10 protein-coding genes are annotated in these 12,990 nt (G+C 35.8%); 8 read left to right on the top strand and 2 right to left on the bottom strand.

What is annotated here, in order from left to right; all coding sequences use genetic code 11:
- Positions 1-242: 242 nt before the first annotated feature.
- Entirely contained in the window at positions 243-920 is a 678-nt protein-coding gene (locus H5S10_RS00225; RefSeq protein WP_182586991.1) for a sunset domain-containing protein, read from the bottom strand.
- Between the two features lie 203 nt (positions 921-1,123).
- On the opposite strand from H5S10_RS00225, the gene H5S10_RS00220 reads away from it, so the two are divergent.
- The 3 genes from H5S10_RS00220 to H5S10_RS00210 all read left to right on the top strand — a co-directional run bounded on the left by H5S10_RS00220 (position 1,124) and on the right by H5S10_RS00210 (position 4,470).
- Positions 1,124-3,385 (top strand): bifunctional metallophosphatase/5'-nucleotidase, encoded by a 2,262-nt coding sequence (locus H5S10_RS00220; protein WP_182588327.1) that lies wholly within the window; start codon positions 1,124-1,126, stop codon positions 3,383-3,385.
- 109 nt (positions 3,386-3,494) lie between these two features.
- On the top strand, positions 3,495-3,917 hold the full coding sequence (locus tag H5S10_RS00215) for a helix-turn-helix domain-containing protein (RefSeq protein WP_182588326.1): 423 nt from the start codon (positions 3,495-3,497) through the stop codon (positions 3,915-3,917).
- Positions 3,910-4,470: a Fic/DOC family protein gene (locus tag H5S10_RS00210; protein WP_182588325.1), complete on the top strand. Its 561-nt coding sequence runs from the start codon at positions 3,910-3,912 to the stop codon at positions 4,468-4,470. The genes H5S10_RS00215 and H5S10_RS00210 overlap by 8 nt, the downstream gene beginning before the upstream one ends.
- Here the strand turns inward: H5S10_RS00210 and H5S10_RS00205 are convergent.
- Positions 4,467-5,171: a glucosamine-6-phosphate deaminase gene (locus H5S10_RS00205; RefSeq protein WP_182588324.1), complete on the bottom strand. Its 705-nt coding sequence runs from the start codon at positions 5,169-5,171 to the stop codon at positions 4,467-4,469. The genes H5S10_RS00210 and H5S10_RS00205 overlap by 4 nt on opposite strands.
- A gap of 163 nt (positions 5,172-5,334) precedes the next feature.
- Between H5S10_RS00205 and H5S10_RS00200 the strand changes: the two genes are divergently transcribed.
- The 5 genes from H5S10_RS00200 (at position 5,335) to H5S10_RS00180 (ending at position 12,635) form a co-directional block, all read left to right on the top strand.
- A complete protein-coding gene (locus H5S10_RS00200) occupies positions 5,335-6,171 on the top strand; it encodes a histidine phosphatase family protein (RefSeq protein WP_152701628.1) in 837 nt (278 codons plus the stop codon).
- Positions 6,172-6,285: 114 nt separating this feature from the next.
- A complete protein-coding gene (locus H5S10_RS00195) occupies positions 6,286-9,891 on the top strand; it encodes a hypothetical protein (protein WP_182588323.1) in 3,606 nt (1,201 codons plus the stop codon).
- Positions 9,892-9,903: 12 nt separating this feature from the next.
- Positions 9,904-11,019 (top strand): hypothetical protein, encoded by a 1,116-nt coding sequence (locus H5S10_RS10245; protein WP_231795420.1) that lies wholly within the window; start codon positions 9,904-9,906, stop codon positions 11,017-11,019.
- Positions 11,020-11,099: 80 nt separating this feature from the next.
- Entirely contained in the window at positions 11,100-12,116 is a 1,017-nt protein-coding gene (locus H5S10_RS00185) for a hypothetical protein (RefSeq protein ID WP_231795419.1), read from the top strand.
- A 27-nt stretch (positions 12,117-12,143) separates the two neighbouring features.
- Positions 12,144-12,635, top strand: a complete 492-nt coding sequence (locus H5S10_RS00180) for a lipocalin/fatty acid-binding family protein (protein ID WP_182588322.1) — start codon at positions 12,144-12,146, stop codon at positions 12,633-12,635.
- Positions 12,636-12,990 lie beyond the last annotated feature (355 nt).

Here is a 12,990-nt window from a genome sequence, read left to right as displayed (position 1 = left end):
CTGCTCTTTTACGAACCACCAGGTAAGAGATCTTTATTTTTTTTAATAAAAAGTGCAAATGTTATCTTTTTACGTATATATTTAAGTGAAGGCCTAAAAATACATTTAATGCTCTTTAACTCCATATTATCTTCCATAGTCAACTAAGGCCTTCGTTTCAAAAGCTAGGAAATTTTTCTTAGCTTTTTCTTATAATAAAAAGCCATTATTGTGGGGAGGGCAATAATGACTTTGAAATTATTTTATCTTAATGACTTACGATATCCAGCGGCTTGCGCTTCCGCTTCTGAGTTGAAGTAGACCGCATTTGCTGAATTCATATGGTAGCCTTGCTGATCAGGCGTATGGTAGATTTTTGAACGAGCATTACCGACGATCATACCGGCCTGATCGGTTCGCATATCACCGTTATTCGATGGTGCAGTTGAACTGCTGCTTGTATTAACTGCTGAACTTTCCTCACTACTGCTGCTCGATGATATTTCTGAAGATGATTCGCTTTCAACAACTGGTTTTACGTAAGTAGTATTAGTAACAGTAAAACTTGTTTTGGCGCTTTTATCATCATCACTATTAGTGGCGGTAATATCGAAACGACACTTCTTGGTACTAGTAGCAAGTTTTAGACTCTTACTAAAATTACCATTATCATCGGTTTCAACAGTATAGTGACCGTTGTTTCCGCCATGCTTCACAATTTTAATGGTTGCATTGGCTTCAGTCTTTCCTGAAAAAGTGACAGATCCGTCTGCTTCAGTATCAATCTTAATTCCTTTATTTGTAGCTTGCGCATTCTTACCGTCTGGGATATTAACGGTGAGTGGTAAATCACTGGCAAGTACTGAATGTTGGTTAATTGGAATAATAAATAAACATATTCCAGCAAAAAAGCTAGTAAAGATTGTTGCTAGTTTTCTCACAGTATACTTCCCCCATATTCTTTAATAGATGTTTTTCCCCTCTAAGATCATATCATATAAAAGTCAATTTAAAAAGTTAATCTGGTCTTGTTGTATGCCCTTACATAAGCGTCGAAATTACTATAAAAATTAACTTTTGGTCATGATAAAATTAAAACAACTTTTAAGCTATTGTCCATTGTATATTTATAGAGGAGTTTTTTATGAAGAATAATAGTTCAAAATATTGTTTATTGTTAGGGACAGCATTGTTAGGATTATCTTTCCAAGCTAATAGTGTTCATGCGGATACGACGGGGACAACAGTTAATGGCGAAACTACCCATAGTAATGTTACGCCAATGGTTCAGACTAATAAGGATGAGGCAAGTACGCCGCAAACAACTACCGATTGGTCTGACCCAGCCAAATATCAAAACGACATTCCAGTTCAAATTTTAGGAATCAATGACTTGCATGGTGGGTTAGAAACGACTGGATCAGCAACGATTGGAGACAAGACTTATTCGAATACTGGGACAGCTGCGCGCCTTGCTGGTAACCTCGATGCAGCGGAAGAAAGTTTTAAGAATGCTAATCCGACGGGAACTTCAATTCGGGTAGAAGCCGGAGATATGGTTGGAGCCTCTCCAGCAAATTCTGCTCTTCTCCAAGATGAGTCAACCATGCATGCTTTAGACGCAATGCATTTTGAAATAGGAACTTTAGGAAACCATGAGTTCGATGAAGGATTAGCTGAGTATATGCGGATTGTTAATGGTGGCGAACCTACTAAACAATACAATGACGCTGAGATGGCCTATCCTCATGTGAAAACGGGGATTAATATTATTACCGCCAACGTTGTAAACAAATCTGATGGTCAGATCCCATTTGGAATGCAACCATACTTGATTAAAGAGATTCATACTAGTGATGGTAAAGTTGCTCGGATTGGCTTTATCGGCATTGAAACGACTTCCCTCCCAATTTTAACTTTATACGATAATTACAAAGATTATGATGTTTTAGATGAAGCTGAAACAATTGCAAAATATGATCAAATTTTACGCAAAAAGGGTGTTAATGCAATTGTAGTTCTTGCCCATACGGGGGTTTCAACGGATAAAGATGGCAGTACTAAGGGTAACGCTGTTGATATCATTAAGAAGCTTTACCAAATTGACCCTGATAATTCTGTGGACCTTTATATTGCTGGGCACTCCCATCAATATGCTAATGCTACTGTTGGTAGTGTGAAATTAGTGCAAGCTATTTACACGGGTAAGGCTTACGATGATATTATCGGCTACATCGATCCAACAACTAATGATTTCGCACCCAATAGTCTCGTTTCACATGTCTTTCCTGTACTATCTGAAAAGGATGCACCTAATATAAAAACGGATGCAAATGTTACAGCAATTGTTGAAGATGCTAATAATCGAGTAGCACCAATTATTAATAAGAAAATAGGGGAAGCTGCTACCACAGGCGATATTCTTGGACGCTTGCATAATACCCCTACTCGTGAAAATGCCGTTGGTGAATTAGTAGTTGATGGTCAATTATATGCCGCGCATAAGGTGGGCTTACCAGCTGATTTTGCAATGACTAATACAGGGGGCGTTCGTGCAGATCTGCATGTTAATCCTGATCGTTCCATTACCTGGGGTAGTGCTCAAGCAGTTCAGCCATTTGGTAATATTTTGCGGGTAGTTGAGATGACAGGGGCACAAATCGTTGAAGCTTTGAATCAACAATATGACGAAGACCAAGCTTACTATTTACAGATTTCCGGGCTTCGTTATACTTATACTGATCAAAATGATCCTAACCAACCGTATAAAGTCGTTCAAGTTTATGACCAACATAATCAACCGCTTGAGATGAATAAGACTTACAATGTTGTTATTAATGACTTTTTAGCTGGTGGCGGAGATGGCTTTTCTGCATTTAAAGGTACCAAAGTCGTCGGGATTGTTGGTCAAGATACAGACGCGTTTATTGATTATATTACTGATATGACTAATGATGGTAAACCAATTACCGCTCCAACAATGAACCGTAAAATTTATTTGACTGCTGAACAATTAGCGAAGGCTGACTCAGAATCACAGTCACAAACAGGAACTAACCAGAACACTCAAAACGATCCTAATTCTCAGACTGAAGGAAATCAGCTTCAAGAAGTTCCAAGCCAACCGGTATCTCCAACAGTAACCTTGCCAACAACAGCTGGTCAACCAGCCGAAACTGTTACATTACATGCTCAACCTAAGCAACAAACCATAGTTGCTGCTAATAGTCAATTAATTAATTTGACGCCTTCATCACTCAATGGTCAAAAACAAAAAGCAACTGACCAACAAGCAACTTTACCACAAACTGGTAATGATGAAGAGCTTGCATTACTTCTTCTCGGAAGCTCATTAATGGCAGCGACTGGATTGACAATTATCGATCGCAAGCGCAAACATGCTTAATTGCTTAAAATAGACTGTTACTTTCATTATGTGGGAGTTAGCAGTCTATTTTTCATTATTTTATTTTCTCGCTATAATGGAAACAATAAAGTAAAAATGGAGTAGAGATATGGCAGAAAACATCATCAATATTTTAAAAACCAATAATATGACAGTCGCATTTGTTGCTCAAGAAAGCAGCCTTGACGTTGCACAGGTTAACGAAACACTTAAACGCCCTGTTGCAACCTGGTCAATTCAGATTCTTAATGCACTTGCAGATGCTTTAGGGGAGCGTCCGGGAGAATTATTAGATCGAATCCAGGACTTTGATTTTCACTTACATACTGATGATGATCAATTAACGATTCAGCACGTGCAGTTCCAAACACCTTCTTCTTATCAACAAGTTCGATTTGCGGTTGAGAGTAATGTTTTAGAGGGATGGGCGCCTACAGCAACAGAGATAAGACAATTAAAAGAGAGCGCTGAAAATCCAGATGATGAAATTTTAATGGAAATTGAGCAATTATTTGGTGATGAAGATGACTGATGAAGAACTTCAAGCAAAATTTTTATATGATAATGGAACCCTCCGCAATAAGTTTGCAATTAAAAACGCGGATGAATTAAGCTTAATTGAGTATCGTGGTGTAGCAGAAAGGGAAGTGGCCCTTCTTCAACAACAACCGAAAATTAAGAGCTTTGAAGATTTGCAGACAATTAACAAATTCCTTTTTGGTTGGCTTTATGACTGGGCGGGTAAGTTACGAAACTACTATATTTCAAAGGCAGGTTTTGATTTTTTGGAATATGGTCGCTTTGATAATGCAATTAAATATATTAATGATGAAATTTGGCGATTGAATAAGAAAAAGCAGCCTACTATTGAGGATTATGCTGCTCTCTTAAATGATATAAATTATATTCATCCGTTTCGTGAAGGGAATGGCCGGTCAACTAAATTATTCATTCAGTTAATTGCCCTTCATCATGGTCAGGTAATTGATTACCCAGCAGATAACGCGGAAATGATTGCCGGATTAAACCAATCAGATGTCGGTATTATTGCTAAGACCATGGCTTTACAGAAAAGTGCTGGTTAAGCTAGTTTACTAGCTGCTTGTTTATCAAGAATCACTGTTATGTTTGGATGCTGTTGGAGGGCTGATGCCGGAACAGCAGTCGTGACTTTACCGTTGATCATTTTGTTGATTGCGTCTGCTTTTTGCTCACCAAACGCGAGTAAAATGATATGTTTTGCTTTTATGATTGAACCAATTCCCATTGTGTAGGCTTCTGTTGGTACGTCCTTGCTTGAAGTAAAAAAGCGCGCGTTGGCATTGATAGTAGCAAGGGTCAACTTTACTTTATGGGTTTGGCTATCAAAGGGAGTTCCAGGTTCATTAAAACCAATATGACCATTATTGCCAATTCCTAAAATTTGCGTATCAATAGGATAAGTAGCCAAAATCTGATTATAGTGATTAATTACTTCAGTGGCGTTCAGATTACTGCCATCTGGAATAAAACTTTTGGCAAATGGCTTTTGAGCGAAAAGATGATGCTCCATAAAGTAATGGTAACTTTGCGGATCAGTTGGTTTAAGACCGACATATTCGTCAAGATTAATAGAAATAAGGCTGGAATAATCAACTGAACTACTAGTCATCTTTTGATAAAGGCCTAGTGGAGAACTTCCTGTTGCGAGACCAAGTACCTGGGCGCCGTTTATAATATCTGTTTGAAGAAGTTTAAAAGCTTTTTGGCTTGCTTCTTCTTTATTTTTCGTTACAAGAATTTTCATTCTTATCACCTCACGATCATTGTAATTCTTTTAGGGAAAAAGAAAAGAGTAGCTGCTAATGCTTATTCTTGAGATTTGACAAAAATGTTATTGAATACGCTTACAAAAATGTGTAAAATAAGGATGTTGCTGAAAGAATCTGATAAGAATTGGAGAAAGTTTAATGAAATTCAAAAAATTAACAGTAATGTGTGCTGTTTTATCAGGTTTACTATTAGGGAGCTCTGCGATGACGGCAGTTCCAGCTACTACCTATGCAGCCTCTAATGATAAGCAGGTAACAATCTATCTTACACGTCACGGAGAAACTACTGGTAATGTAATGCAACGGGTACAAGGATCGAGTGATTTCCCATTAACTAAAAATGGGATTACCGTTGCTAATGATTTGGGCTATGGATTAAAGGGAATTAAATTTAAGCATGCCTACACAGGTAACTTAACCCGGCAAGAAGTTACTGCACAACAAGCATTGAAGTATTCTGCCAATCCAAATACAAAGATTACGACCACACCAATGTTACGTGAAGGCGGATATGGGAGCTTTGAAGGAGATAGTATTGAAGCTGATAACCAGAAGATTGCTAATGTTTATGGTTATCAAGATGGCAAGCAGTTCCAGCAAGCAACTGGCAAAGATTACTGGAATAAGCTCCAAGATGCCTACCATAAACTTGATATGGACAATTCGCAAAATACCAAGTTGGCTAAGAGCGATCGGGCAGAAAGCTCAGCTCAGGTTCAAAAACGGATGAATTCCGAATTGCTTCACATTGCAAAAACGACTCAAAAACAAGGTGGCGGCAATGTCTTAGTCGTTAGTTCCGGAATGTCAATTAATGAATATCTTTCAACCATTTCTAAAAAATATGATGGAAAGCCAATGCAGAATGCGGCAGTAACCAAACTTGTTTATAAGAATGGTAAACTTCACGTTGATGGTCCAATTGGTACGCTTCACTATGTAAATAAGGGCAAGAAAATAGCAGCAAATAAGTAAAATGAATTATCTTTCAGCAACACATAGATTTTTTGCAATTATCAAATTATTATTCGGGAGACTCTTTGATCAGCAAGGAGCCCCTTTTTGCTTTTTTGAAGGGGGATAGTGCCAATGGAGAATTTAACGGTTAAGCTGTTTAATGAAATTGCTGAAAAGCAGCTTCCAGGTTTAGCATTATTTGAAAATCGAACTGGCTCTGGGAAAACAACGGGTGCTCTGCAGTGGGTAACGGATATGCTAATGAAAAGTAAGAACTCCGATGTCATTATCTACATAACTCCTAGCAGACAGAATCGAGACGAAGCATGGCGGGGATTAGCTAACCAATTAGAAGAAAAAGGAAAAGATAAACATTTTGTTGAGCATAATGTCATCTTACTTAAATCTGAAGTTGATGAAGTTAGTGATTATTTAAATAAAGTGCTCTTTAAGGGGCTTGCACCGACTGACATTGATAGTATTTCTTCTAGAGTCACGAATTTTTTATCACCGTTTAAACACCGTTATCCATTATTTGCCGAAACATTGAAAAAAGCAATGAAGAGGTATCAATTTTATTTCTTTCAAAAAGGTCTCCACTTTTCTCAAAATAAACATATAGATGATGAAGATTTCAGTAAAGCAGTTCCGCTTTTGAAAAAGAATTTAGTTAGAGATATTAAGAAGAAGTCCCTTTCTAAAAAGATTAGTAACAATTATATCTTAGAGGAAATAACTGCAAACATTCCATGGGTATTCAAGATGTTTCCTGAACTTAAATTAAAAGAGAAACGGGTTGTCTTTATGACAAGTAGGAAATTTCTCACCCTTATTAAAACTCCTAAAGCCAGTACAATGCATACCTGGGCCGCCTTTTCTCAGAAAAAGGTTCACTTAATTATGGATGAGGTCGATGAGATCAAAGAAGATTGGAATGATTTCATCATCGACCAGATTACTGACAAAAGTGATTTGGCATTTAGGGACCGTCTTGATTTGTTTCATATTTACCGAAGAATAATCATAAAAGTAAACGACTGTATGACAACTTTACCACAGCAGATTATTGATGCGCCGGGGATAAATGGTAATAACGATAATAAAGATATTCTAAAAGTTATGCAGCAAAAAATGTGTGATACTTATAAAAATCTAAACTTATTATATCGCGTCAAGCTTGACGATTCGTTAAGGAATGGAAACCAACGCTTTATCTTTAATCTTGGGATGCAAAACCAACTGTTAGGTAAGACAGAAGCTGAAAGGTATTTAGTCATTCAATCAGATCCTAAACAACAGTTAAATTTGATTAAGTCTGATAAAGCATTATATCAACATGGTGAACTGAGGCTTTCGCAAGTTTTAAAGCATTTGCAAAAGTTAATTCGGTTTTTCGTCAAAAACGTGCAGAAAATCGGTCAAAACGTAACCAGAGCTGAAAGAAAAGACTGGACGGCAAATGAGGCAACCGCCTATATCATCCGGAGTATTTTAGATGAAAGCAATGAAGAAGATAAAACCACATATATATTAAGTCGTCTTGAAGATGGGATAACAGGAAGATTTGATTTGACGACTGAGAGATTGTTTGGTGACAACCAAAGTATTTACGCAAATGGCTATGAATACTTACAGATAATGAGTAATGACGATAAAGCATTTGGTGATCACGTTTATTGGTATCATTCCAACTTTAGTGCTGAAAGGCTCCTGGCATTTTTAGCAAATAAATGGCACGTATATGGTTTGTCGGCGACCGCTAAAAGCCCAACGATGTTAAACAATTTTGATTATCAGTGGATTGAAGCGCATGTGAAGAATAATTATCAATTGTCGACGCAGTTGGAGAAAGAGCTAGATAAAGAAAATAAAGATTATTTGGCAGCAGAAAGAAGAGCCGGAATTAATGTCTCAATTACGAATGTTGACTTACCGATTAAAGGACAAGACACTATTTTTGCAAAAGACCTTTTACAAAGGGTGCTTAAGGTTAACCGTATTCCTGCTGAACTCTTTACTGTATATCCAGAAGAAGAAGGGTTAAGACCTAATGATGTAATTTCGTTAGCGGGAGATGGCCAAGTGAGTTTTACTCTTTTGCGGAACCTAAAAACAGTGCAAGCGCTTATTACGTTTGCAAAATTTTATAATGAGCGCCCTCTTAATCCAGCATATGTATTATTTAAAAATAAGAAAGTTAGCGAAGAGTTATTACATTGGTACAAGTTATGTTTAAAGGCGATAGGAATGGGGAAGGTTTCCTTAACAGTTGTTGATGCTCAAAATGCTCAGCAAAAGATTCCCCTAATAAAAAAGGATTGGACAAACGGCAAGCTTAACATTATGGTAACCACTTATGCTGCTTTGGGAAGAGGGATTAATCTTCATTACTCAATTGATGCGGAAACATTAACAGAGCTAGTCAAAAGTAAAAATGGAGTAATAATCGGCAAACAAAATTTATCTAAAGACATTGATGGCGAATACCTTGAAGCTCCTACTCATATCGCCACTTGGATTGGCAGAGGCGACGAACAGTTTTTGATAAAGAAAATGTTACACATAATCGGTGAACAAGATGCCTTATATGGAAATGGTCATATTACGAGGGCAACTTATCGGAAAAATTTATATGCCTATATAAATGGTGGCCCAGTAAATAATTATCGGCAAAATGATTTGCAACCAGTAAAAATTGCTGGGGGTGTTTATATTGAGCAAGCTTTAGGGAGAATGGCACGGACCAATATCAAGAGTAGCTGCCCCCTGATCCTAATAGATAATGCCGCAAAAAAGAATCTTGTAAGCGACTATTTGAATAATAAACGAACTACTTTAGAAATGGCAGCAGTATTAGCTGATATTTCTGAGATAGAAGCGGAACTTAAAAAAGAAAAAGCAAGGCTACTTTATGAAAAGCTCAATATGGCTAATGAAATCCAATATCGTTTTACGGTTTGGTTGCCATCTCAATTGCAAGAAGACCGGCAAGGGACAAAAGAGATGTGGCAAAGATTACGTGAAATGATATTGAAGTATCCGTTTGGTGATGATGCCTCTGCAACTATTCAGCGTCTCCATTGGCAATTCGAAAAAGCAGTCAATAAATATTACTTTGCTATCGATGGTGACTATAATTGGTTACTGGCTATTGACACTGTTCCAATTCAACGCTATAACCAGCATCAATTTGACTTTGTCCACTATGGAAAGACTTTAAATCGGATATATGAAGCAAACCCTTGGCTCAAAGAAGAACTTGACTTATTAGGTTACTATCATGATTTTGAAAAGCCACACCATTATCAATTATTGCCAGGAATATTTAATAATTTTTATCGTCCAGCTTTAAGTGAAGAAGTATTTAAAGTTATTTGTAAATACTTAGGGATTAAGGTTTATTCAATGGCAGACAATGAATTTGAATTATTTGATTGCTACCTGCAAACAAAGGATAAGAAGAAAGTTTTTGTTGATATCAAAGATTATAATGAGATCACTAATGCCACTGAACAAGCAGAAGTATTTAAGAAGGCCCGCCTAAAACTGGCTAATTGTACAGAGAATAATCCAGTATACTTTATTAATTTCCGCCAACTTAAACCTAATAGTAAATATGAACAAAAATTGATCACTCCACAATCGGATCAACAGTTCTTTACATGCCCTAGTATGTTTTTAGCTGACGGGAAACTTAACAGTCAATTTGCGAAAAATTTATTGGATTATTTTGAATAAAAGGAGACAGAAATGATAACAACTAATCAGCTTGCTAAATTTGATATTGATACTCACAAAATTCTGACTAGCTATGATATATATTCAGTTGATCAAAATTTAGAAGAGCAACGTTTTATTCCAAGAAGAATTTTTAGCATTAATATCGATGTAGAAAATAACTTATATATTAATGCGCTAACGGGGAAGAAAATCCAAAAGAATGTATATCGTTTATATTTAATCGCTAAAAAGTCAGCGGTAAATGTTCAAGAGATAAGGGCAACAATTGAGAAGTATAGTCAGCATACTTTTAGGGTGTCAAAATTAGATGAGAAAGCAGTCTCTTCTTTAGATAAAGCCGTCATCCTACGACTATTTTTTAATATGTTACCCTTCTATGGAATTAAGGGAACGGGGATGCTTGGTAATCTTTTTCTCACACCGTCGAAGCCACATCTTACTCAAAAAATTTACCTTGATCTAACAAGGTTAGTGGTTGGTAATGATTGTAACTTGTTTTTATCAACTTCACGGTTTACTAAAGTTAAAAGTTTTAAGGAACATGGAATTAGTTTGTTTAATAACATGGAGAGGAAAAGTCTTAACAATGCGCCATGGTTTGATATTGATTTGAAAAAATGGCAAATAAAGCAGGTAAATAAATATAATAAGAACTTAAATACCGAAAATTGCTTTATTAATGCTCCTTTATATCCTAAAGATAAGCCGCGCCAAATGCTATTTTGGTCAGATGGTAAATTAAATCAAGTACAGTCAACTAAGTTTTATCACTTGTATAACTTGGTAAGTGTTTTTAATTCAGCTTTTAGAGAGTATTTTTCTGAATTAAAATTTGAAAAAGTAGATACAGCAAAACAACTTTTAGGACGGCTATCACAAACTGAATGGGGGAATCGGTTAGATAAGCACATCGAAGAATTCTTTGCGAAGAACCAGTTAAACTTAATCGATAACCGGATTGTGGGGGATGAAAGGATAGAAGATATTAAGGCCGCATTGGTTCGGCTTCTACCAACAGTTAAAGTCAATATTAGACAGACCGTTGAAGATAAATTTGGATATAATCTAGTTGTGATTAATAATAAGCAGTATTTTCAAACTCATGACGACATTGATATAATCTAGTTGTGATTAATAATAAGCAGTATTTTCAAACTCATGACGACATTAAAGATAATTACGCGACCGACTACCAGCAGGCAATAGTGCAGCATTTGACAATTGATACCTTTAGGAAGGGGGATTTAAAAAGTACGCTAATTAATTCGTTAAAAGAGTTGATAATAAAGAAAGATTTGAAAGGAAGAAGGTTAAGTCTATATCATTCACCAGATTCAATGAAAGGATGGGAGTTCTATCAAGTAGTAAAGGAAGTTTATGGTGCTAAAGCGGTCTATCTATTTAAAATGATTAATGGTATTGAATTTGAGGTGAGACGGTTAGATTTACAAGAAAGCTCAAAATTTATTGGTGCTGATAATACAGACCCCCAGTACCTAATTAAAACTCCTGCTAATACCTTCTACAATTTAAACAGGAAAAATATTTTTACTTTGCCTAATGCTGAGCTTTTTGACGATCTCAACGAAATGATTAGTCATCAAAATTGTTCGTCAGTAACAAAAGAGGAGATTAAATCTACCTTAAATGACTTAAGTAAAAGTTACCCTAAGTATAGTGCTAAATATCAAAGCCTCATTTCTATTATTAATAAAAGAGAGCTGAATTCGTTTAGTATCAATGACTTAAAAGATGAATTTGACTTTATGAAGAAGAATAAAATCTTAAGTCCAATTGCAATTAATTTGTTATTAGATGAATTATATGAACAATATGGCCTAGTTTTGAAAGTGAAGCCAAAAACAAAAGCCCATGTTCAAAAATATCTCTCTGGGTTAACGGATATTAATTATTTTTTTGATAAAGACGATCAGGATGTTATTTACTATAATGTAGGAACTATTAGTAAAAATATGAATATGTCAATTGCGAAGGCATCTCATATCTGGCAACTTCAACCTAATACTAAATTAAATGAGCGTGGTTTTGCTACGATTGAGACCGAAAACATCTTGAAGTTTCTTCAAATGATGAGGGTGAATTTTGTACGATTTCATCAGTTGACAGTAATTCCTTTTCCCTTTAAATATCTTCGGGAATTTATTCAACTTGAAGAAAAGAAAAGGTTAATTAAAAAAGATGTGACAGATTTACTGAAATGATGAGATAATACTAGGAAGGATGGGGGGATGATGGTGAGAAATTCTAAAAAGAAACGATACCATATTGGGTTAATTACATTTACCATATTACTGGTAATCTTGTTAGGAATTTTAGGGGTAAATTATAAACAGTTTGCTAGTAAACAACTTAATCCAGTTCGTGACAATAAAGTAGTAAAAAAGAATTCGCCTCAAATAACTAAAACTGTAAAAGTTGTTGGATCGTATCGAGATGATCAAGACGGAGCAGCTATTGTCTTAAACGAAAACGGAACAGGTCGATATGTTTATGCTGATAAGAATAATCCGGACACAGATGATAGCTTAACTTGGCGTAAAGACGGAGAACGCTACCTTATAAATTTGGAAGACCATGATGTAACTAATCCACTTACCGCAGCGCTTGATAACAATAAACTAGTTATTACGGGTAGTAATGGTTGGAATACTGAAACGTTCCAAAAAGTCAATGAAGAGTTAAACCTTCAACAATTTTTGAATGATATGCATAAAAAATAAAATAATGCTTGCAAAGGCTTTGTAGATGAGATATAATGAAATCCCTGTCAGCGATAAGAGATGAAGTAAATTTTGCGACTGCTTAGACTTATTTATTGGTTGCACAGTTCAAATGACATTTTTTGAAAATGCTGTTGACATCCTATTGATGACATGATATATTAATAAAGTTGCTGATTGAGTTATCGATCAAAAGAAATTCAAAATTAATTAAAATTTCTTCTTGACAAGCCAACTTGATACATGTTATAATAAATATGTTGATTGGCTGCTTGGTTAGCCAACAGGTAGACCTTTGAAAACTGAACAAAGTTTCGACGAATCAAATGTGTAGGGTCTTCAATCACGATGTGAT

Source organism: Limosilactobacillus balticus, assembly GCF_014145615.1.
Taxonomy (GTDB): Bacteria; Bacillota; Bacilli; order Lactobacillales; family Lactobacillaceae; genus Limosilactobacillus; species Limosilactobacillus balticus.
The sequence above is the reverse complement of the archived record's forward strand: the minus strand, read 5'-3'. Positions and strand labels throughout refer to the sequence as shown.